We start from the raw sequence: 20967 nt of genomic DNA, 5'->3' as shown, positions 1-20967 counted from the left end.
TCCCCGGTAAATAGATCATGATAAAAACAGGTATCCGAATGCCTGAAAATGAAGGATTAAGACGAGGTTATGAGTCAATGATGAAAAGCCAGTACCGGGATATGGATTTACCGCAAATACTCTTCACTCTGATGTTTATTCTGCTGCTGATTGTCGCCTGTTTATGGGTGGTACAGCCCTTTATTCTGGGCTTTGCGTGGGCCAGTATGGTGGTGATTGCCACCTGGCCGCTGATGTTAAAATTTCAGCGACTGCTATGGGGCCGCCGCTCCCTGGCGGTCATTGTGATGACGCTGCTGTTACTGCTGCTGTTTATTATTCCTATCGCCCTGCTGGTCAGCAGTCTGATCGACAACAGCGCGCCGGTGATTGCCTGGGTGACGCAGGGACATACGATGCCGCAGCTGCTGTGGCTTAACGATGTGCCGATGGTCGGTGAGAAGCTCTACGCCAGTTATGACAAGCTGGTGGCGAGCGGTGGTGCGGGCGTGATGGCCAAGATTCAGCCCTATATCGGCCGCACGACCGGCTTCTTTGTCGCACAGGCTGGCCATTTCGGGCGGTTTATGATCCATCTGGGCGTGATGCTGCTGTTCAGTGTGCTGCTCTACTGGCGTGGCGAGCAGGCGGCTCAGGGTATCCGTCACTTTGCTTTCCGCATGGCGGGACGACGCGGTGATGCCGCCGTACTGCTGGCAGCACAGTCCATTCGCGCCGTGGCGCTGGGCGTAGTGGTAACGGCACTGGTGCAGGGCGTGCTGGGAGGGATCGGTCTGGCGCTCTCCGGCATCCCCTACGCTACGCTGCTGACGGTGCTGATGATCCTGTGCTGCCTGGTGCAGATCGGGCCGCTGCTGGTGCTGGTTCCGGCCATCATCTACCTCTACTGGAGCGGTGATACCACCTGGGGAACGGTGCTGCTGGTCTGGAGCTGCGTCGTCGGCACGCTGGATAATGTTCTGCGCCCGATGCTGATCCGGATGGGTGCCGACCTGCCGATGATCCTGATCCTCTCTGGTGTTATTGGTGGACTCTTTGCCTTTGGCATGATTGGTCTGTTTATCGGGCCGGTGGTGCTGGCGGTTTCTTACCGTCTGGTTTCGGTCTGGGTGCATGAGGCCCCGGCACCGGATAACGACCCGCAGGCGGTGGCGGAAGCCCTGGCCGATCATGAAGGAACCCCGCCCGCCGTGTGATCCGTCGCGCTTACCCGCCATAACATCCCTGCCCGATGTAATGATTAGTGCGGTTAATGATGATTAGCCGCACTGCATCCCGCCTGTCTGATAAAGGATGATTTTCATTAGCGATTTTTAAGAAAAAAGCCATTCCTGAGCTGAAATCGACCATTTCAGGCCAAAAAAGATTATTTTCTGCACTGTTTCTTAAGCCAAATGGCGCAGTAAAGGTGACAAAAGATTATTGGCTTTAAACTAATAAGAGGATTCTTAAAGACTCCAGCCAGCGGTATGAATAACATGCTTCCTATGTTCTGAATCAAACTATTGATTTCCAGACCACCCTATTCCCCCTGAGTAGAGTAAAGAATTGCTGTGTGTAGTCTTTGCCCATCCCCTGTGATGGGCTTTTTTTTGTCTGAAACTGACCCGCCATAAACAAAAAAAGGCCCGCATTGCGGGCCTTTTACGATCGTGCAGCCGGGGTCAGGAGGGGGTCATCTGCGCCAGGCTCACCCAGGTTTCTACCACGGTATCCGGGTTCAGCGACAGGCTATCGATTCCCTCTTTCATCAGCCATGCCGCAAAGTCCTGATGGTCCGACGGTCCCTGCCCGCAGATGCCGACATATTTGCCCTGCTGTTTCGCCGCCCGGATTGCCATAGACAGCAGCGCTTTCACCGCCTCGTTGCGCTCATCAAACAGCGCGGAGACGACGCCGGAGTCGCGATCCAGCCCCAGCGTCAGCTGAGTCATATCGTTAGAACCGATAGAGAAGCCATCAAAGTGCTGCAGGAATTGATCCGCCAGCAGCGCATTCGACGGAATTTCGCACATCATGATGATCTTCAGCCCGTTTTCGCCCCGTTTCAGGCCCTGACGCGCCAGCTCTTCCACCACGGCCTGCGCCTGTTCGACGGTACGCACAAACGGCACCATGATCTCAACGTTGGTCAGGCCCATCTCGTTACGAACACGTTTTACCGCCTCGCACTCCAGTGCGAAGCAGTCGCGGAAGCTGTCCGCGACATAACGTCCTGCGCCACGGAATCCCAGCATCGGGTTCTCCTCTTCCGGCTCGTAGCGTTCGCCGCCCACCAGGTTGGCATATTCATTCGTCTTGAAGTCGGAAAGTCGGACAATTACGCGTTTCGGTGCAAATGCTGCGCCAAGTGTGGCAATTCCCTCGGTCAGGCGCGCGATGTAGAACTCCACTGGATTATCAAATCCTTTCATCATTTTGCGGATCTGCTGCTGCAGTTCCGGCGTCTGCTGATCAAACTCCAGCAGGGCTTTAGGATGGACGCCAATCATGCGGTTGATGATAAATTCCAGCCGCGCCAGCCCCACGCCTTCATTAGGCAGACAGGCAAAATCAAAAGCGCGATCGGGGTTGCCGACGTTCATCATGATCTTCAGCGGCAGCTCAGGCAGCGAATCGACCTGCGAACTGGTGACGTCGAAATCGAGCAGCTGATCGTAGACATAGCCGGTGTCCCCTTCGGCGCAGGAGACGGTCACCTGATGTCCCTCTTTCAGCCGATCGGTGGCGTCGCCGCAGCCGACGACTGCCGGAATGCCCAGCTCGCGCGCGATGATTGCCGCATGGCAGGTGCGTCCGCCACGGTTGGTGACGATCGCTGAGGCTTTTTTCATGATCGGCTCCCAGTCCGGGTCGGTCATGTCGGTAACCAGCACATCCCCTTTCTCAATCTGGTTCATTTCGCTGATATCGTGGATCACCTTCACCGTGCCAGCCCCGATACGGTGACCGATGGCTCGCCCTTCCGCCACGACGCTGCCCTGCCCCTGTAACGTGTAACGCTCCATCACCTGACCATTTGAGCGAACGGTTTCCGGCCGCGCCTGCACAATAAACAGCTTGCCCGTGTGGCCATCTTTGGCCCACTCGATGTCCATCGGCCGCTGGTAGTGCTGCTCAATCAGCACCGCCTGTTTCGCCAGCGCCTGGACTTCCTCATCACTCAGGCAGAAGCGGTCGCGTTCAGCCTCCGGCACATCCTCAATCCGCACCTGCTCGCCGTGCGCCTGCGAGTCGGCATAGACCATGCGGACCTTTTTCGAGCCCATATTGCGGCGCACAATCGACGGACGGCTGGCGGCCAGCGTCGGCTTATGCACGTAGAATTCATCCGGGTTCACCGCGCCCTGCACCACCATTTCGCCCAGTCCCAGCGCTGCGGTAATAAAGACCACCTGATCGAAGCCGGACTCGGTATCGATGGTGAACATCACGCCCGACGCAGCGAGATCCGATCGCACCATGCGCTGGATACCGGCCGAGAGCGCCACGCCGCGATGATCATAGCCCTGATGCACGCGGTAAGAGATAGCACGGTCGTTGAACAGCGAGGCGAAGACATGCTTGACCGCGACCATCACGGCGTCGATGCCCTGCACATTCAGAAAGGTCTCCTGCTGTCCGGCAAAGGAGGCGTCGGGCATATCTTCGGCGGTAGCCGAGGAGCGGACAGCAAAAGAGGCGTCCGCGTCATCTGCCGAAAGCTGCTGATACGCGTCCAGAATGGCGGACTCCAGCGCCGGCAGGAAAGGCGTCTCAACAACCCACTGCCGGATCTGCCGGCCCGCTTTTGCCAGCGCATCCACATCATCAATATCGGTCTCATCCAGCAGCGCATAGATGCGCTGGTTCAGCCCACTCTGATCGAGGAACAGGTTAAACGCGTACGATGTCGTTGCAAAACCATTGGGAACGGAGACACCCAGCGACGACAGATTAGTAATCATTTCACCCAGAGAGGCATTTTTACCTCCCACCCGGTCAACATCATGCATGCCAAGCTGGTTATACCAGAGCACAAGTGGCTGTTCGCCTGTAGTGGACATTGATCTTATCCTTTATCAGTTATCGATGAAGTGAGACAGGGAGTAATCGGTTTTCAGCCTGGCATATCGCCTCACCGATAACGATCTGTTGAATCGTTAAAGCAGAATTTCAGCCGCAGTTTCGGAATTGTAAGCGCTTTATTTTGCTGTTGCGCAAAGCCGCCATTTTTTCCTAAGCAACTGATAAATCTGTAATACGTGTTTTTCAGGCTTCCTTATCCCCCTGTTTTGTTGCGCAACAAAGGCGCGGGCCTTTCCGGCTGATAAAGGACAAAGCACGCGGCGGACGAGTGACTATTCCTTTGCAACAGAGAAAACCTCCGTCCGTAAATTCCGATAAACCTTCCAGAAATTTACATCCGGGATGATTTATTTTCCGGCATAGCTCATGCTGACGGTTCACTCATGTCCAGGGCAGATAGTTATGACAACTGACAGAAGCGTTTTTTATATTTCTGATGGCACCGCCATTACGGCAGAAGTATTGGGTCATGCGGTGCTGTCGCAGTTTCCGGTCAACATCACCAGCCTGACGCTGCCGTTCGTTGAGAATGTTCAGCGGGCGCTGGCGGTGAAAGCCCAGATAAACGCGCTCTATCAGCAGAGCGGCGTCCGGCCGCTGGTGTTTTTCTCGATCGTGACGCCGGAAGTGCGTGACATCATCGTTCAGAGTGAAGGCTTCTGTCAGGACATTGTGCAGGCGCTGGTCGCCCCGCTGCAGCAGGAGCTGGGCTTGTCGCCCGCGCCGGTGGCGCACCGTACCCACGGGCTGGATGCCAGTAATCTGGGGAAATATGATGCCCGTATTGCAGCGATCGACTACGCCCTGGCCCACGACGACGGCATCTCGCTGCGCGGTCTGGAGGATGCCCAGGTGATCCTGGTGGGCGTCTCACGCTGCGGCAAAACGCCCACCAGCCTCTATCTGGCGATGCAGTTCGGCATCCGCGCCGCCAACTACCCTTTTATTGCTGATGATATGGATAACCTGAAGCTGCCGCCCGCCCTGCGCGCCCATCAGAACAAACTCTTCGGGCTGACCATCGATCCGGAACGGCTGGCGGCAATACGTCAGGAGCGGGCAGAAAATACCCGCTACGCCTCGATGCGCCAGTGCCGGCTGGAGGTGGGCGAAGTCGAAGCGCTGTTCCGCACCCACCAGATCCGCTATCTCAACAGCACCAACTACTCGGTGGAGGAGATCGCCACCAAAATTCTCGACATCATGGGTCTGACCCGCCGCATGTATTAGCGCTCTTATGGCGCAGAGGCTGTAACGTGGCGTGGCCGTCTGTTTTGATTTGAATATTCATTATCGGGTTGAATTCGCAGGCTAATGGTTTATTGTGACCCTCATCACTTCCCGGTATTTCACCGCTGCGAAGAACCGTTTTTTGAGATACTCATGAATAAAACCGATGAACTGCGTACTGCACGCATTGATAACCTGATTACGCCTGCCAGCCTGGCAGAGGCACACCCTGTTTCCGCCGCCATTGCTGATAATGTCACGGCGGCCCGCACCCGTATTGCGCGGATCCTGACCGGTGAAGATCCCCGCCTGCTGGTGGTCATCGGCCCCTGCTCGCTGCACGATCCCAAAGCGGCGCTGGAATATGCGGAGCGCCTGAACGTCCTGCGTGACCGCTATGCGGATCGGCTGGAGATAGTGATGCGTGCTTACTTTGAGAAGCCACGCACCGTGGTAGGCTGGAAAGGGCTGATTTCCGATCCGGACCTGGATGGCAGCTTTGATGTGAACCGTGGCATCGGCATCGCCCGCCAGCTGCTGATCGATATCAACACGCTGGGCCTGCCCACCGCCACCGAGTTCCTGGATATGGTGATCGGCCAGTTTATTGCGGATCTGATTAGCTGGGGAGCCATTGGCGCACGTACCACGGAAAGCCAGATCCACCGCGAAATGGCGTCGGCCCTCTCCTGCCCGGTCGGCTTTAAAAATGGTACCGATGGCAACGTCCAGATCGCCGTGGATGCCATCCGCGCCGCGCGCGCCAGTCATATGTTCCTCTCGCCCGATAAGCGGGGCCAGATGACCATCTATCAGACCAGCGGTAATCCCCACGGTCATGTGATCCTGCGCGGCGGCAAACAGCCCAACTATCACGCCAGCGATGTGGCGGCGGCGGCAGAGAGCCTGGCGGCCTTTAACCTGCCACCACAGCTGGTGATCGACTTCAGTCACGGCAACTGCCTGAAGCAGCATCGTCGTCAGATGGATGTCGCGGCCGATGTCGCAGAGCAGATCACATCAGGCTCGCGCGCCGTGGCGGGCGTAATGATTGAAAGCTTCCTGCAGGAGGGCAATCAGAAAGTGGTCAGCGGTCAGCCGCTGGTCTATGGCCAGTCGATTACCGACCCCTGCCTCGGCTGGCAGGAGAGCGAAAGCGTGCTCGAACTGCTCGCCGGGGCCGTTTCTCATCGTCTCTGAAGCAGCATCAGCTGGAGCAGCTCACCGCTAAGGTTTTGCCCCACTCCGGCGGCCGCTGACGATATTCAGCGGCCGTCCGATCGCTGAAGGGGTGCTGCAGCGCCTGGTGCAGCCGTGCCAGCGCGCCCTGCTCACCCCGTTCGGCCTCTTCAATCGCCTGCTGGGCCAGATAGTTGCGCAGGATCACCGCCGGGTTCGCGGCTTTCATGACCGCCTGCCGTTCCGCATCGCTGACCTGCTCGTCCAGCAGGCGGCGGCGATACCCCTCATACCAGCGGTCAAACGCCTCACGATCGATAAACTCATCACGCAGCGGTGAGCGGCTTTCCCCCTGCTGCGTCTCGCTCAGCAGCCGGAACGTCAGCGTGTAGTCGCTGTGCTCCTGGGTCATCAGCGCCAGCAGATCGGTCAGAATCTGATTGTCACTGCTCTGCGGCGTCAGTAAACCGAGCTTCGCCCGCATCCGTTCGCCCCAGACCCGCATCAGTTCAGGTTCATAGGCGCTCAGTGCCGCTCGCAGCTGGTCGGTAGTCAGCAGACCCGATAACGCATGCGCCAGACGGTTAAGATTCCACAGGCCGATCATCGGCTGATTTTCTAAACTGTAGCGGCCCTGATAGTCGCTGTGATTGCAGATGAAGTCGGGCTGATAATCATCCAGAAAACCAAAGGGGCCATAGTCGAGGGTCAGGCCGAGGATAGACATGTTGTCGGTGTTCATGACTCCATGCGCGAAACCGACGCTCTGCCACAACGCGATGAGCCGCGCGGTGCGCAGCACGATGTCGGTAAACCACTGCTGATAGCGATCGGCTTCCTCTGTCAGATGCGGCCAGTGATGGCGAATGGCATAGTCGGCCAGCTGCTGCACTTTCTCCGGCTGCTGACCGTAAAAGAAGTGTTCGAAATGGCCGAAACGCAGATGGCTCGGAGAGATGCGCATCAGCATCGCCCCGCGTTCGGTGGTTTCGCGGTAGACCGGCTCGTCGCCGATCGAGAGCGTGAGTGCGCGGGTGGTCGGAATGCCCAGGTGGTGCAGCGCTTCCGATGCCAGAAACTCGCGCACGCTGGAGCGGATGACCGCCCGGCCGTCGCCCATCCGGGAGTAAGGCGTCAGGCCCGCGCCCTTGAGATGCCAGTCCAGTTTACTGCCATCTTCGAGACGCTGCTCGCCCAGCAGAATGCCGCGCCCGTCGCCAAGCTGCCCTGCCCAGACGCCAAACTGATGACCGCTGTAGACCTGCGCCAGCGGCTGCATGCCCGGCAGCAGATCCGCGCCATGCCAGACGTTGTGGCCCTGGCCCGCGAACAGCGCGCTGTCCAGGCCCATCTCAGCAGCGAGCGGCGCATTGTGATAGAGCAGGCGTCCACCGGCCAGCGGCGTGGGGTTGAGTGCGGTGTAATTCCCGGCAAGCTCACGGAACCAGGTGTTGTCAAAGGTGACCTTGCGTGAGGACATTGTTTCTCCCATGCGATGCTCAGCGTTACTCAGGTTAGTCCCTTAGTGTAACGCCGATAGCGGGGATTAACAGGTTCTGTCAGCCGGGGTGGCGTGAAGAAGGCTGCCGATCGTCGGCGCAGAGCAGCGAATGCAGGGCATCCGATTTGACGACCGGGAAGAGCGCCCCCTGGAAAACGGCGCCGCTCAGCTGGCTGACTTTATCCAGCAGCACCTCGTCGTCAACGCCACAAATAATCAGCTGATCGCAATGGGCGCGGAAATTATCGATAATGCTCTGAATAAACGGCACGAATGAGGCACGTTTGGCCAGCGAATGAATAAATTCCTTATCCAGGCAGATACAGCTGAATAAATTATCGTAGACCGCATTGGAAGGACTCTTGCCCGCACCGAAATGAGAAAGTGCCAAATTAAACTCAGCCGCAAGGCTCGCCAGCAACGCATTATTTTTGCCAAGCCGGAGTTGCGGAAACGCTTCAGTGATATTCAGCAGAATGAAGGGCAGCTGTTTTAATTTGCGCATCACCAGCTCGCTGGCCAGCAGCGTACGGGCCAGGTTTTCATCAATGCGTATAAATGCGGAAACCGAATGCGCTTCGAATACGCCGCGATACTGCTCCAGCAATCCGATCTGACTTTGCAGCAGACGCAGCTGCTGCGACTCATCGAGCTGCGGCAACAGCAGCTCCTGCGGCAGGGTGATGGGTGCACTCTCATGCACAAACTGCGTAACCAGCTCGACAGCGGTCAACCGTCCGTCAACGTCACAGACAGGATAGAACCAGATTTCCGACTGATAGTCGGCCGAGAGATGAATTTTCATTTTAATGCCAGAATATGCGGCGATGGAGATATCGTATAGGAATGGTCAGTTGCAGGCAATAGTGCCAAATCATTGAAGAGATGAACTTCTTTAGCCTTCCATTGCCGTTTGCCGGTTCGCTGTAACGCTTAAGCCAAATAGTAAGGCTAAAAGTGTACTTATTAACGGAATTAACGCCGCCCTTATTATGCTTAATAAAACTCAGGTTCAATAACTGTCATTTAAAATAAAACTTATGACCGCTGTTTTACCTCTATTTAAAATTGGACTTAAGTCTGATTCGGCAGTACTGGTTTATATGCGACGCGCCTGCCAGAACACTTTCCGCCAGTAAACATTGTCCAGTGAGGATCGGGTCACACCCTGACTGGTTGAGGCGTGAATAAACGCATTGTCACTGTCATAGATCCCCACATGCAGGCCATTCTCACCGCGTCCGGTTTTAAAAAAGACCAGATCGCCGGGCAGCAGCTCATCTTTGCTGATGCGCGTGCCGATGTCACTTTGGGCGGAGGTAGTGCGCGGCAGCTGCAGCGCAAACCTGTCGCGGAACGTCAGATAGACAAACCCGGAGCAGTCGACACCCTGGCGGCTCATGCCGCCATAGCGGTATGGCGTGCCGTGCCAGTTCCCGAGCTGATCGTTCAGTTCTGCAATCACGGTTATCGAATCGGAAAGACGGCCATTCACTGGCGGGGCGTGATGAGTGCACCCCGTCAGCAGCAGCACTAAAATCAGCAAACCCAGGCGCATCGCCAAATATCCTTATCAGAAATCGCAACCGGCTTAATGTAGCGGTAAAGCCCGCGGTGTAGCAAGTGTCAGGGCAACACGGTCAGCACGGTTCGCCCTTCCAGCTCAAGTTGCCGGAAAGTGATCTGATAGAGCGGTGTCAGGCGCTGTGGCGTCAGAACCGCTGCCGGTTCGCCCTGCGCAATCAGCTGCCCCCGATCCATCAGCCAGACCCGATCGGCCCGTTGCAGGCTGTGGTTAAGATCGTGGCTGCTGGCCACCACGCTGATGCCCGCCGCGCATAACTCTGCTATCAGATCGTCCACGGCTTTTTGCTGACCGATGTCCAGCGCGGTCATCGGCTCGTCAAGTATCAACAGCCGTCCCTGCGGATTGATCCGGGGATCGATCTGCAGGCAGACCGCCGCCAGCCTGACGCGCTGCCATTCACCACCGGAGAGCCGTGTCAGGGAACGGGAGAGTTTATCCTGCAGCTGAAGCCGTTGCAGCAGCGCGCCGAGCCGGGCATCGGCCTGCGGCCCTGCCTGTTTAAGATGCAGACGTAAATAGTGCCAGACCGGCATCTGGCTCAGCGGAACCTGCTGCTGGGGCAACCAGCCACGAACGCTGGCCAGCGCCGCACCCTGCCACTCCGCCAGCGGCCGGTCATCCAGCACGACCGAACCGGCGGCAGGTTGCAGTCCCGCTAACACACTCAGCAGCGTGCTCTTGCCTGCACCGTTAGGGCCTGCGACGTGCAGCAGCTGGCCCGCGGCGATTTCACCGCTCAGTGACAGCAGCCTTCCAGGAACAGCCGCCTGGTGCAGGCGCAGCAGCATCTACTTCGCCAGAGCCTGCTTAATGGTTTCCAGAATGATCGGATCTTCCGGCGTCATGTCCGGCGCAAAGCGCTGGATGACGCTGCCGTCCCGGCCAATCAGAAACTTTTCGAAGTTCCACAGGATGTCGCCTGGCGCTTTTGGCGCACGCCCTTTGCTTTCCATCCGCTCGTAAAAGCCGCTGCCTTCCGGACGGACCGCCTCTGGCCGCGCGGCAATCAGCTGAGCAAAGAGCGGATGACGCTCCGGGCCGTTGACCTCGGTCTTAGCAAACAGCGGAAAGGTCACACCATAGGTGGTGCTGCAGAACGTTTTGATCTCTTCGCTGCTGCCGGGCTCCTGCTCAAGAAACTGATTGCAGGGAAAGCCGAGCACGCTGAAGCCGTGATCCTGCCAGGCTTTCTGCAGATTCTCCAGCTCTTCATATTGCGGTGTCAGGCCACATTTCGATGCCACATTAACCACCAGCAGCACTTTGCCCTGCCATTGGGCCAGCGTGGTTTTTTCTCCATCGATCGTAACCAGTTCAGTCTGATAAATGTTCATATAAGTTCCTTGGATTCAGTTGTGGATGCAGAGTCGCCAGCCGGAACTAGCGAGAAGATTTCACCAGTAAAAGAATAAACAGCGGAGCGCCCAGCGTGGCGGTAACCACCCCTATCGGCAGCTCCGCCGAGGTCAGCGCCAGCCGCGCCACAATATCGGCGGCCAGCAGCACGCCCGCCCCCGCCAGCGCGGAGGCGGGCAGCAGATAGCGGTGGTCGCTGAGGCCACTCAGACGCAGCAGATGCGGAATAAGCAGCCCGACAAAGCCAATGGCCCCTGCCATCGCCACGCTGATCCCCGTCAGCCAGCCCATCGCCAGCACCAGCAGATTACGCCAGCCGAACAGCGAGAGCCCGAGCTGACGGGCGGAGGTTTCCCCCAGGGCCAGCAGATTGAGAGCCGGGCCGGTTGCGCTCAGGGCCAGCATCACCGGCAACAGCGCCAGCATCATCCAGCCATAGCGCCAGTCAACCCCGCTGAATCCCCCCATCATCCAATACATCAGCTGACGCAGATCGAGACTGGTGCTGAAGTAGACCGTCCAGGTCATGATAGCGCTGCAGATAATCCCCAGCGCCACGCCGGTGAGTAACAGCCGCGTCGTCGAAAGCTGGCGATGCGCAAAATGCAGCAGGATCAGCGTAATGACCAGCGCCCCGGCAATTGCGGCAAGCGCGAGGCTCCACAATGACCCGCTACCCAGCAGCACGCCGAGCACCAGGCCAATACCGGCCCCATTCGAGACGCCCAGCAGGCCAGGCTCGGCCAGCGGGTTGGTAAACAGCGCCTGCATCACCACGCCGCACATCGCCAGCGAGGCGCCAACCAGCACCACCGCCAGGCTGCGGGGCAACCGTAACTCCCAGACAAAGAGCCGGCTACTTTCGGTAAGCCAGTGTGAAGGCACAATCCAGCTGTCTCCTGCGCAGAGGCTGAGACAGAGCAGTGCAGAGAGCATCAGGGCTAGCGCCATCAGCCATTTCTGGCCGCGCCGGTCGGCCTGACGCGCGAGCTGGTCGAGCAGAGACATAAGCGGGATACGCTGAGAAAACAGAGATTTGATTGTAGAGGGATTGCAGAAAAAAGAAAGGTGGGTGCGCCGGAAGGCTGTCAGGATGGCGGGCGCGGCATGATGGCGGATAACCATGAAAAAAGGCCGCTTGCGCGGCCTTTTTGAAACGCTGAAATTCAGTCAGTCTCTTTGGGTGTAGCGTTCTCTACGCGGCTTTTCAGCTTCTGCCCTGGGCGGAACGTTACTACGCGACGCGCAGTAATCGGAATATCTTCACCCGTTTTCGGGTTTCTGCCAGGACGCTGGTTCTTGTCACGCAGGTCGAAATTACCAAACCCAGACAGTTTAACCTGTTCTCCGTTCTCCAAAGCGCGACGTACCTCTTCGAAAAACAGCTCTACTAACTCTTTGGCATCGCGTTTGCTCAGCCCGAGTTTCTCAAACAGGTACTCTGACATCTCAGCTTTTGTAAGCGCCATAGGTTCAATCCCTCAAGGTTGCCTGGAATCGCTCTTTTAATGCCGCAACGCATTTGCCAACGGTCGCGGCAATCTCCTCTTCTTCGAGTGTCCGGCTGGTATCCTGCAAAATCAGGCTGATTGCGAGGCTCTTGTAGCCCTCAGAAACGCCCTTACCGCGGTACACGTCAAACAAGTTTACGCCAACTACCTGATTTACGCCAACTTTCTTACACTCCGCAATGATATCTGCTGCTGGCACGTTTTCGGCCACTACAACCGCAATATCACGACGGTTCGCCGGGAAGCGAGAAATCTCGCGCGCGTCAGGCAGGACGCGGTCTGCGACCTTATTCCAAAGCAGTTCAAAGACTAAGGTGCGGCCGTTAAGATCAAGCTTACGTTCCAGCTCAGGATGAACCACGCCGATAAATCCGATTTTTTCATCGTGCAGATAAATCGCCGCGCTCTGGCCTGGATGCAGGGCCGGATTCACTTCAGCGCGGAAGCTGATTTCATCCAGTTTGCCGGTTAAATCGAGCAGCGACTCTAAATCGCCTTTTAAATCATAGAAGTCAACTGTCTGACGCGCCAGATCCCAGTGCTCTTCCACACGGTTACCGCTGATGACACCAGCCAGCATAAGATCCTGACGGATGCCTAAATCAGCCTGTGTATCCGGCACAAAGCGCAGACCGCTCTCAAACAGACGCACGCGGCTCTGCTGGCGATTCTGGTTATAGACCACCGCGTTGAGCAGGCCGGTCCAGAGCGAGAGGCGCATGGTCGACATATCGCTGGAGATCGGGCTGGGCAGCAGCAGCGCCTCTTCGCCCGGATGCAGCAGCTGCTGAATTTTTGGATCCACGAAGCTATAGGTAATCGCTTCCTGATAGCCTTTATCCACCAGCAGGTTTTTAGCGCGTTTCAGTGACAGGTTCGCTTCGCGATGACGGGTCATTACCAGGCCCGCCTGCACCGGCACATCCGGAATGTTGTTGTAGCCGTAGACACGGGCCACCTCTTCAACCAGATCTTCCTCGATCGCCATGTCGAAACGCCAGCTCGGTGCCACAGCCTGCCACTCGCCCTGGCCCACGGTGACGTCGCAGCCGAGACGCGTCAGGATGTCGGTGACCTGCTCATCGGCGATGACATGACCAATCAGACGATCCAGTTTTTCGCGGCGCAGCGTAATAGTCGCCGGAACCGGGAGTGCGGCCTGGTGAGTCTGATCGATGATCGGACCCGCTTCACCGCCGCAGATCGACAGCAGCAGCGCGGTGGCACGCTCAATTGCCCTATGCTGCAGCGCCGGATCAACGCCACGCTCATAGCGGTGTGACGCATCGGTATGCAGACCGTGACGGCGGGCGCGGCCGGTAATGGAGAGCGGATCGAAGTAAGCGCACTCAAACAGGATATTACGGGTTTCGCCGTTCACACCGGAATGTTCACCGCCGAAGATACCGGCCATCGCCAGCGCCTGCTGATGATCGGCGATCACCAGCGTATCTGCCTGCAGGCTGGCTTCGGTGCCATCCAGCAGCGTCAGCTTCTCACCCTCTTTCGCCATCCGCACCACGATGCCGCCGTTGATGCGGTCGAGGTCGAAAGCGTGCATCGGCTGACCCAGTTCCAGCAGAACATAGTTGGTGATATCGACGACCGGATCGATCGAGCGAATGCCACAGCGGCGCAGCTTCTCTTTCATCCAGAGTGGCGTGGCCGCCGCGACGTTAATTCCTTTGACAACACGGCCCAGGTAGCGCGGACAGGCGTCTGTCGCCTCGACCTGAATCGGGAAGGTATCGTTCAGGGTGGCCGCAACCGGCTGCATTTCAGGCACGTTCAGCGGTAAGCCATTAAGTACCGCAACGTCACGGGCGATCCCGATCAGACCCAGGCAGTCCGCGCGGTTAGGCGTGACGCTGATCTCGATGGTGTTGTCATCCAGCTGCAGGTATTCACGGATGTCGGTGCCAATCGGCGCATCAGCTGGCAGTTCGATGATGCCATTATGGTCGTCGGAAATACCCAGCTCGGAGAAGGAGCAGAGCATCCCCTCAGAGGGTTCGCCACGCAGTTTGGCCGCTTTGATTTTAAAATCACCCGGCAGCACCGCACCCACGGTCGCCACGGCGACTTTCAGTCCCTGGCGGCAGTTCGGCGCACCACAGACGATGTCCAGCAGGCGATCGCCGCCCACGTTGATTTTGGTGACACGCAGTTTGTCGGCATTCGGGTGCTGACCGCACTCCACCACTTCACCGACCACGACGCCGTGGAACGCACCGGCAACACCCTCTACACCGTCCACTTCCAGACCGGCCATGGTGATTTGTTCAGACAGCGCGGCGCTGTCCAGGGCTGGATTTACCCATTCGCGTAACCAGAGTTCACTGAATTTCATTGGATAACCTGCCCTTACTTAAATTGTTTGAGGAAACGTAAATCATTTTCGAAGAAGGCGCGCAGATCGGTCACGCCATAGCGCAACATGGTCAGACGCTCCATGCCCATTCCGAAGGCGAAGCCGGAATAAACTTCCGGGTCGATACCAACATTGCGCAGTACATTAGGATGGACCATGCCGCAACCCAGCACTTCCAGCCACTTGCCGTTTTTACCCATCACGTCCACCTCAGCGGAGGGTTCGGTAAACGGGAAATAGGAAGGACGGAAACGAATCTGCAAATCTTCTTCAAAGAAGTTATTCAGGAAATCGTGCAGCGTGCCTTTGAGGTTGGTGAAGCTGATATTTTTATCAACAATCAGCCCTTCCATCTGATGGAACATCGGCGTGTGGGTCTGATCGTAGTCGTTACGGTAGACGCGGCCCGGCGCAATGATGCGAATGGGTGGCTGCTGAGCCTGCATAGTACGGATCTGCACGCCAGAGGTCTGCGTGCGCAGCAGTCGGGTAGCATCGAACCAGAAGGTGTCATGATCGGCGCGCGCCGGATGGTGAGCAGGAATGTTCAGCGCATCAAAGTTATGGTAGTCATCTTCGATCTCTGGCCCGGTCATAACAGCAAAACCCAGCTCGCCAAAGAAGGTCTCAATGCGATCCATGGTGCGGGTCACCGGATGCAGGCCACCGTTCTCAATACGACGCCCTGGCAGGGAAACATCAATGGTCTCCTGCGCCAGACGGGCATTCAGTACGTCGGCTTCGAGTGCCTCTTTGCGGGCATTCAGGCGATCGGTCACCTGCTGTTTGGCTTCGTTGATGACCGCACCCGCTGCAGGACGCTCCTCTGCTGGCAGCTCGCGTAATGTGGTCATCTGCAGTGTCAGATGGCCTTTCTTACCCAGATATTCGACGCGCACCGCGTCAAGGGCGGCGATATCTGTCGCCCCGTCGATGGCCGCCGTGGCGCTGGCCACCAGTTCTGCGAGTTGAGACATAATTTCCTCTTTTTCCAGTCAGGCTGGTCAGTTCTCGTTGGGACCTGCCGGTCCAATATGCTAGCGCCAGAAACAAAAAAGCCTCCACGAGGGAGGCTTTCAGCGCGATTTTTCGTTTCTTCTCTTATGCGCAAAAGCCCCCGGATATCAGGCGCTAAAGTAAAAAAAGAAACGGAAAATAGCAGCATTCATGCTTGCAGTTACCTTGTCATGCTCATACCGGGACACTATTGAAATGCGCAGCGGCGAAAATGTCAATCTTTTGCGTAGGTTACAGGCAATAAAAAAGGGAGCAAGCTCCCTTTTCTATCTGACTTACGCCAGAGCTGATTTCGCTTTTTCGACCAGTGCAGTGAATGCCACTTTGTCGAATACAGCGATGTCGGCCAGGATCTTACGGTCGATCTCAATGGCTGCTTTTTTCAGACCATTGATGAAACGGCTGTAAGACATACCGTTCTGACGTGCCGCTGCGTTGATACGCGCGATCCACAGCTGACGGAACTGACGCTTACGCTGACGACGGTCACGGTAAGCATACTGACCAGCTTTGATAACAGCCTGGAAAGCAACACGGTAAACACGTGAACGTGCACCGTAATAGCCTTTAGCTTGTTTTAAGATTTTTTTGTGACGTGCGCGAGCAACTACACCACGTTTTACACGAGCCATTTAGCTCTCCTGTTTAATATTCTGAATTAATGAAAAAAATTTACTTATGCGTACGGCAGGCAGGCAATAACCAGACCCAGATCGCCTTTTGACACCATGCCTTTAGGGCGCAGGTGACGTTTACGCTTAGTAGATTTCTTCGTCAGAATATGACGCAGGTTTGCGTGTTTACGCTTGAAGCCGCCAGAAGCGGTCTTCTTGAAGCGCTTAGCCGCGCCACGTACAGTTTTAATCTTTGGCATTTTAAAAATATCCACTTCGCATTGTTGATAACATGACCCAGACAGGCGAACACATCACCGCACAGCGCGAACGCTGCACGGCAATGGCTACTTGAAAGCCTACTGTTTCTTCTTAGGAGCGAGCACCATGATCATCTGGCGGCCTTCGATCTTCGAAGGGAAGGATTCGACAATGGCCAAATCCAGATCTTCACACAGGTCTTTACGGACGCGGTTAAGCACTTCCATACCGATCTGCTGGTGCGCCATCTCACGACCGCGGAAGCGGAGCGTGATTTTGGCTTTATCGCCATCTTCCAGAAAGCGAATCAGGTTGCGTAGTTTGACCTGATAGTCGCCATCATCGGTTCCAGGACGGAATTTAATTTCCTTAACCTGAATAACTTTTTGCTTCTTCTTCTGTTCCTTAGAAGATTTGCTTTTTTCATAGAGGAACTTGCCGTAATCCATGATGCGGCAAACCGGCGGTTCGGCATTCGGACTGATCTCGACGAGATCGGCACCCGATTCCTCGGCTTTTTCCAATGCTTCGCGTAATGTGACAATGCCAATCGGCTCGCCATCCATGCCCGTTAAGCGCACTTCTGTTGCGCGGATTTCACTGTTAATTTTGTTCGGACGCGTCGGTAGTACTCGTTTTCCGCCTTTAATACTTTATTCCTCCAATTGGTGAAGATTGCGGCTGCGAATCTCTTGTTGCAGCTTCTCAACAAACAGATCAACATCCAGCGACCCCAGGTCTTTACCACGGCGGGTGCGAACGGCAACTTTGCCAGCTTCCACCTCTTTATCACCGCAGACCAGCATATAAGGGACGCGACGTAATGTGTGCTCGCGGATTTTAAAGCCTATCTTCTCATTTCTCAAGTCTGCCTTCACACGAATGCCAGCATTCTGCAACTTACGTGTCAAAGACTCAACATATTCTGCCTGCCCGTCGGTAATATTCATCACCACGACCTGCAGCGGTGCCAGCCAGGTTGGGAAGAAACCGGCGAACTCTTCAGTCAGAATCCCGATGAAGCGCTCCATCGAACCCAGAATCGCACGGTGAATCATCACTGGCGTCTGACGATCGTTGTTTTCACCCACATAGGTTGCTTCAAGGCGTTTTGGCAGGGAGAAGTCTAGCTGAACTGTGCCGCACTGCCAGGCGCGATCGAGACAATCGTACAACGTGAACTCAATTTTAGGGCCGTAGAACGCGCCCTCACCCGGCTGATACTCAAACTCAATGTTGTTTTCGTTCAGGGCCGCCGCCAGGTCTTCCTCGGCGCGATCCCACATCTCATCGGTGCCGATACGCTTCTCAGGACGGGTGGAGAGTTTCACCACAATCTTTTCAAAGCCGAAGGTGCTGTACATGTCATAAACCATGCGGATACAGCTGTTCACTTCGTCACGCACCTGTTCTTCTGTACAGAAGACGTGTGCATCATCCTGAGTGAAGCCACGAACGCGCATCAGACCGTGCAGCGCACCCGATGGCTCGTTACGGTGACAGCTACCGAACTCCGCCATACGCAGCGGCAGATCGCGGTACGATTTCAGACCCTGATTAAAGATCTGAACGTGACCCGGACAGTTCATCGGTTTAATGCAATATTCACGGTTCTCTGAAGAGGTGGTGAACATCGCCTCTTTGTAGTTTTCCCAGTGGCCGGTTTTTTCCCACAGGACGCGGTCCATCATGAACGGACCTTTTACTTCCTGATACTGGTACTCTTTCAGCTTACTGCGGACAAACACTTCCAGCTCGCGGAAGATGGTCCAGCCGTCGTTGTGCCAGAAGACCATGCCCGGGGCTTCTTCCTGCATATGGTAGAGATCCAGCTGCTTACCAATCTTGCGATGGTCACGCTTCGCCGCCTCTTCCAGACGCTGCAGATAGGCCGCCAGCTGCTTTTTGTCTGCCCATGCGGTGCCATAAATACGCTGCAGCATTTTATTGCTGCTGTCGCCGCGCCAGTAGGCACCGGAGATTTTCTGCAGTTTAAAATGGTGACAGAACCGCATGTTCGGCACATGCGGACCGCGGCACATGTCGATATATTCTTCGTGATGATAGAGGCCAGGCTTGTCGTCGTGGCTGATGTTTTCATCAAGAATGGTGGTTTTATAGATTTCGCCACGCGCCGCAAAGACATCACGCGCTTCCTGCCAGCTGACTTTTTTCTTCACCACATCGTAGTTGGTCTCAGCCAGCTGATGCATGCGTTTTTCCAGCAGGTCGATATCTTCCTGAGTCAGCGTGCGGTCGATGTCGACATCATAATAGAAGCCGTTATCGATAACCGGGCCAATCGCCATTTTGGTATCGGGCCACAGCTGCTTGATCGCATGCCCTAACAGGTGCGCACAGGAGTGGCGGATGATTTCCAGACCCGCTTCGTCTTTAGCGGTAATGATCGCAACGGCGGCGTCTTCGGTAATGGGATCGACAGCATCAACCAGTTCTCCGTTGACCCGACCCGCGATACAGGCCTTTGCCAGACCGGGACCGATATCCAGTGCAATATCCATCACACTGACAGGGCGGTCAAACACGCGCTGGCTGCCATCAGGAAGCGTAATTACAGGCATTTCATATCCTTATTTGCAGTGGTAAGCCACACGAAAGCCTACATGCAATGTCATGAGAGGTTTGACCTGGCGTAATATCAGACCCACATTGTCGGAATATCGCCAGGCTCACAGTGCAGGCAGATAATAGCAGTTTTCCCCGGCGAGAAAAACCATCCCCTTTTTGCTAAGCCGTGGAGCGAACAAAAAAAAGCGGCCTGACACAATGTCAGGCCGCCGGGGATCCTGCCGCAAAAATGCGCTTACATCGCGTAAGAGAGCATGATTGAGGTTTTGGTATCGGTACGATCTGGCGCAGACTCCGCCGGATTGTTGTTCCAGGTCACGTTGTACGCCAGCTTCAGCGCGAAGTGGCTGTTGATAGCGACCTGCAGACCGGTTTCGGAGTTGACCGTCGTATCTTCGCCGAAGCTGCTCAGCACCGAGACACCCTGAATAAATTTGGTGGTGTCGGTCAGCTGCCACTGGTAGCTGACTGCGCCGTAGCCCAGCGCTTTGGTCTGATGGCCACCCGCATGGTAATCGTCATAACGCACACCCGGACCGAATTCCGCACGCAGCGAGTGCACCGGGCCGTTCAGGATCTGACGACCGTAACCGGCGGTCAGGACATCGCGTGAGTCATAACCGTTGAAACGGTCGCTCAGCCAGCTCGCCTGACCAAACAGGTAGTCATAGGCGCTGACGTTGTAACGTGAACGACCGCCGATGTTGTAGGTCTCAGAAGAGCGCTCATCGTTGGACGAGGTGTTGGCTGCGTTACCCCACAAGCTGTACGCCATCGATGATTGATACCAGGTCATGTTGGTCTGGGCAGTCAGGGAAGAGCTGGTGGTATTACCGGTTTGCGCCAGATAGCCCGCTGAAGCAGAACCTTCAAACGGCTTTTTCGCCGTGGAAGGGTCATCCATTGAGGTGAAGACGGCGTTATCGGCCAGTGCCTGATGACAAAAAGCTCCAGCGGAGAGCAAAAGAACAGCAGACAGCTTGTTATAGGCTTTCATTAAATATGATCCGAGCGACTGTTTAAAAAACGGAGAGTCTGAAGCGTTTTGCCAGCCATTCAATGCAATTTACGGTAAGTTTTGTAAAAAATTATTAACTTACAAAAAACGCCGATAATGCCCCTGGCAACCCGTGTTAATTGGGACTCATCTGATTAACGTCGCGCATTATAGTGCCGCCCGACCGAAAAGATAGCCGTTACGGCAGAAGATTTTTCAGCCTGCCTGGCGCACCGCTGACAGACCTTTACGCTGAGCGTCATCTCAGATGCGCGCCCTCGCCGCTGCCGTTCGCCTGTTTTTTCACCATGGTCTACGCTCAGTTCAGTTTCCTTTTCCCGGAGGTGCCTTATGAGCAACAGTGATCTGACCCGCTATATCGTAACCTTTCATTATCAGGAGTCGGGATTGAGTGACATCCTGGAGCTGACCAGCGCAATGACCGCCGCCGGGTTCAGCACCACGCTGATGGATGAAGAGGGCCATCCTCATGAACTGGGCACCAACAGTTATGGCATTGTCACGACCCTGGCGGAAGAGGATCTGCGACAGCAGGTTACGGCAGCCGGTGAAAGTGTGCTGGGTCAGAAGCCTGACGTGACCCTGATGACCCTTGAGGCCTATCTGCACGACACCCCGCAGTAATGTTTTGTGACCCGGGCGCAGAATAAGGGGTGCAATCGCG

Annotated in this window: 20 protein-coding genes, 1 other RNA gene and 1 other annotated feature; of the genes, 5 read left to right on the top strand and 16 right to left on the bottom strand. The window is 56.0% G+C overall.

What is annotated here, in order from left to right:
* Window positions 1-80: 80 nt before the first annotated feature.
* Both ydiK and rprA read left to right on the top strand, forming a co-directional pair.
* Complete coding sequence (ydiK, locus tag AB1748_RS10100; protein ID WP_293770268.1) at window positions 81-1196, top strand: AI-2E family transporter YdiK; 1116 nt, start codon at window positions 81-83, stop codon at window positions 1194-1196.
* A 291-nt stretch (window positions 1197-1487) separates the two neighbouring features.
* Window positions 1488-1596: antisense sRNA RprA (gene rprA, locus AB1748_RS10095), an RNA gene on the top strand.
* Window positions 1597-1664: 68 nt separating this feature from the next.
* Here the strand turns inward: rprA and ppsA are convergent.
* Window positions 1665-4046, bottom strand: a complete 2382-nt coding sequence (gene ppsA / locus AB1748_RS10090; RefSeq protein ID WP_367395443.1) for a phosphoenolpyruvate synthase — start codon at window positions 4044-4046, stop codon at window positions 1665-1667.
* A 424-nt stretch (window positions 4047-4470) separates the two neighbouring features.
* Between ppsA and AB1748_RS10085 the strand changes: the two genes are divergently transcribed.
* Both AB1748_RS10085 and AB1748_RS10080 read left to right on the top strand, forming a co-directional pair.
* Window positions 4471-5298: a pyruvate, water dikinase regulatory protein gene (locus tag AB1748_RS10085; protein WP_111139082.1), complete on the top strand. Its 828-nt coding sequence runs from the start codon at window positions 4471-4473 to the stop codon at window positions 5296-5298.
* A gap of 153 nt (window positions 5299-5451) precedes the next feature.
* On the top strand, window positions 5452-6498 hold the full coding sequence (locus tag AB1748_RS10080; protein ID WP_111139083.1) for a 3-deoxy-7-phosphoheptulonate synthase: 1047 nt from the start codon (window positions 5452-5454) through the stop codon (window positions 6496-6498).
* Between the two features lie 7 nt (window positions 6499-6505).
* Here the strand turns inward: AB1748_RS10080 and AB1748_RS10075 are convergent, their stop codons facing one another.
* From AB1748_RS10075 to AB1748_RS10005, 15 genes are all read right to left on the bottom strand, one after another.
* Entirely contained in the window at window positions 6506-7957 is a 1452-nt protein-coding gene (locus AB1748_RS10075; protein ID WP_293770265.1) for a YdiU family protein, read from the bottom strand.
* 79 nt (window positions 7958-8036) lie between these two features.
* Complete coding sequence (locus AB1748_RS10070; RefSeq protein ID WP_111139085.1) at window positions 8037-8783, bottom strand: EAL domain-containing protein; 747 nt, start codon at window positions 8781-8783, stop codon at window positions 8037-8039.
* Between the two features lie 294 nt (window positions 8784-9077).
* On the bottom strand, window positions 9078-9536 hold the full coding sequence (locus AB1748_RS10065) for an NlpC/P60 family protein (RefSeq protein WP_111139086.1): 459 nt from the start codon (window positions 9534-9536) through the stop codon (window positions 9078-9080).
* A gap of 68 nt (window positions 9537-9604) precedes the next feature.
* Window positions 9605-10354 carry a vitamin B12 ABC transporter ATP-binding protein BtuD gene (gene btuD / locus AB1748_RS10060; RefSeq protein ID WP_111139087.1) on the bottom strand — a complete coding sequence of 250 codons (750 nt, stop codon included), beginning with the start codon at window positions 10352-10354 and terminating at the stop codon, window positions 9605-9607.
* Complete coding sequence (locus AB1748_RS10055; RefSeq protein WP_111139088.1) at window positions 10355-10900, bottom strand: glutathione peroxidase; 546 nt, start codon at window positions 10898-10900, stop codon at window positions 10355-10357.
* Window positions 10901-10946: 46 nt separating this feature from the next.
* The gene (btuC, locus tag AB1748_RS10050) at window positions 10947-11930 is read right to left on the bottom strand and encodes a vitamin B12 ABC transporter permease BtuC (RefSeq protein ID WP_367395442.1); all 984 of its coding nucleotides are present in this window, start codon (window positions 11928-11930) and stop codon (window positions 10947-10949) included.
* Between the two features lie 158 nt (window positions 11931-12088).
* Window positions 12089-12391, bottom strand: coding sequence for an integration host factor subunit alpha (gene ihfA, locus AB1748_RS10045; RefSeq protein ID WP_003853259.1), 303 nt, complete (start codon window positions 12389-12391; stop codon window positions 12089-12091).
* A 4-nt stretch (window positions 12392-12395) separates the two neighbouring features.
* A complete protein-coding gene (pheT, locus tag AB1748_RS10040; protein WP_367395441.1) occupies window positions 12396-14783 on the bottom strand; it encodes a phenylalanine--tRNA ligase subunit beta in 2388 nt (795 codons plus the stop codon).
* Window positions 14784-14797: 14 nt separating this feature from the next.
* A complete protein-coding gene (gene pheS, locus AB1748_RS10035) occupies window positions 14798-15781 on the bottom strand; it encodes a phenylalanine--tRNA ligase subunit alpha (protein ID WP_111139090.1) in 984 nt (327 codons plus the stop codon).
* A gap of 71 nt (window positions 15782-15852) precedes the next feature.
* Window positions 15853-15978 (bottom strand) — a sequence feature (Phe leader region).
* The gene (pheM, locus tag AB1748_RS10030; protein ID WP_106120997.1) at window positions 15929-15973 is read right to left on the bottom strand and encodes a pheST operon leader peptide PheM; all 45 of its coding nucleotides are present in this window, start codon (window positions 15971-15973) and stop codon (window positions 15929-15931) included. Its footprint overlaps the feature before it by 45 nt.
* A gap of 118 nt (window positions 15979-16096) precedes the next feature.
* Window positions 16097-16453 carry a 50S ribosomal protein L20 gene (gene rplT, locus AB1748_RS10025; RefSeq protein ID WP_006118956.1) on the bottom strand — a complete coding sequence of 119 codons (357 nt, stop codon included), beginning with the start codon at window positions 16451-16453 and terminating at the stop codon, window positions 16097-16099.
* A gap of 44 nt (window positions 16454-16497) precedes the next feature.
* Window positions 16498-16695 (bottom strand): 50S ribosomal protein L35, encoded by a 198-nt coding sequence (gene rpmI, locus AB1748_RS10020; protein ID WP_004157374.1) that lies wholly within the window; start codon window positions 16693-16695, stop codon window positions 16498-16500.
* A 99-nt stretch (window positions 16696-16794) separates the two neighbouring features.
* Window positions 16795-17346: a translation initiation factor IF-3 gene (gene infC / locus AB1748_RS10015; protein WP_111139091.1), complete on the bottom strand. Its 552-nt coding sequence runs from the start codon at window positions 17344-17346 to the stop codon at window positions 16795-16797.
* Between the two features lie 3 nt (window positions 17347-17349).
* Window positions 17350-19278, bottom strand: a complete 1929-nt coding sequence (gene thrS / locus AB1748_RS10010) for a threonine--tRNA ligase (RefSeq protein ID WP_111139092.1) — start codon at window positions 19276-19278, stop codon at window positions 17350-17352.
* A gap of 242 nt (window positions 19279-19520) precedes the next feature.
* The gene (locus AB1748_RS10005) at window positions 19521-20282 is read right to left on the bottom strand and encodes a YdiY family protein (RefSeq protein ID WP_111139093.1); all 762 of its coding nucleotides are present in this window, start codon (window positions 20280-20282) and stop codon (window positions 19521-19523) included.
* A gap of 351 nt (window positions 20283-20633) precedes the next feature.
* Here AB1748_RS10005 and ghoS point away from each other — a divergent pair, with 351 nt between their 5' ends.
* Window positions 20634-20927, top strand: coding sequence for a type V toxin-antitoxin system endoribonuclease antitoxin GhoS (gene ghoS / locus AB1748_RS10000; protein ID WP_367395440.1), 294 nt, complete (start codon window positions 20634-20636; stop codon window positions 20925-20927).
* The last annotated feature ends 40 nt before the right edge of the window (window positions 20928-20967 follow it).

Source organism: Pantoea sp. Ep11b, from assembly GCF_040783975.1.
Lineage (GTDB): Bacteria > Pseudomonadota > Gammaproteobacteria > Enterobacterales > Enterobacteriaceae > Pantoea.
This window is presented reverse-complemented; position numbering and strand designations above follow the sequence as displayed.

Bases quoted from the DNA above. Each gene is read 5' to 3' on its own strand.
- ihfA (WP_003853259.1), bottom strand. From the start codon at position 12,391: ATGGCGCTTACAAAAGCTGAGATGTCAGAGTACCTGTTTGAGAAACTC.
- pheT (WP_367395441.1), bottom strand. From the start codon at position 14,783: ATGAAATTCAGTGAACTCTGGTTACGCGAATGGGTAAATCCAGCCCTG.
- rplT (WP_006118956.1), bottom strand. From the start codon at position 16,453: ATGGCTCGTGTAAAACGTGGTGTAGTTGCTCGCGCACGTCACAAAAAA.
- AB1748_RS10005 (WP_111139093.1), bottom strand. From the start codon at position 20,282: ATGAAAGCCTATAACAAGCTGTCTGCTGTTCTTTTGCTCTCCGCTGGA.
- ghoS (WP_367395440.1), top strand. From the start codon at position 20,634: ATGAGCAACAGTGATCTGACCCGCTATATCGTAACCTTTCATTATCAG.
- pheS (WP_111139090.1), bottom strand. From the start codon at position 15,781: ATGTCTCAACTCGCAGAACTGGTGGCCAGCGCCACGGCGGCCATCGAC.
- btuD (WP_111139087.1), bottom strand. From the start codon at position 10,354: ATGCTGCTGCGCCTGCACCAGGCGGCTGTTCCTGGAAGGCTGCTGTCA.
- AB1748_RS10055 (WP_111139088.1), bottom strand. From the start codon at position 10,900: ATGAACATTTATCAGACTGAACTGGTTACGATCGATGGAGAAAAAACC.
- rpmI (WP_004157374.1), bottom strand. From the start codon at position 16,695: ATGCCAAAGATTAAAACTGTACGTGGCGCGGCTAAGCGCTTCAAGAAG.
- AB1748_RS10085 (WP_111139082.1), top strand. From the start codon at position 4,471: ATGACAACTGACAGAAGCGTTTTTTATATTTCTGATGGCACCGCCATT.
- thrS (WP_111139092.1), bottom strand. From the start codon at position 19,278: ATGCCTGTAATTACGCTTCCTGATGGCAGCCAGCGCGTGTTTGACCGC.
- btuC (WP_367395442.1), bottom strand. From the start codon at position 11,930: ATGTCTCTGCTCGACCAGCTCGCGCGTCAGGCCGACCGGCGCGGCCAG.
- ppsA (WP_367395443.1), bottom strand. From the start codon at position 4,046: ATGTCCACTACAGGCGAACAGCCACTTGTGCTCTGGTATAACCAGCTT.
- AB1748_RS10080 (WP_111139083.1), top strand. From the start codon at position 5,452: ATGAATAAAACCGATGAACTGCGTACTGCACGCATTGATAACCTGATT.
- AB1748_RS10075 (WP_293770265.1), bottom strand. From the start codon at position 7,957: ATGTCCTCACGCAAGGTCACCTTTGACAACACCTGGTTCCGTGAGCTT.
- ydiK (WP_293770268.1), top strand. From the start codon at position 81: ATGAAAAGCCAGTACCGGGATATGGATTTACCGCAAATACTCTTCACT.
- AB1748_RS10070 (WP_111139085.1), bottom strand. From the start codon at position 8,783: ATGAAAATTCATCTCTCGGCCGACTATCAGTCGGAAATCTGGTTCTAT.
- AB1748_RS10065 (WP_111139086.1), bottom strand. From the start codon at position 9,536: ATGCGCCTGGGTTTGCTGATTTTAGTGCTGCTGCTGACGGGGTGCACT.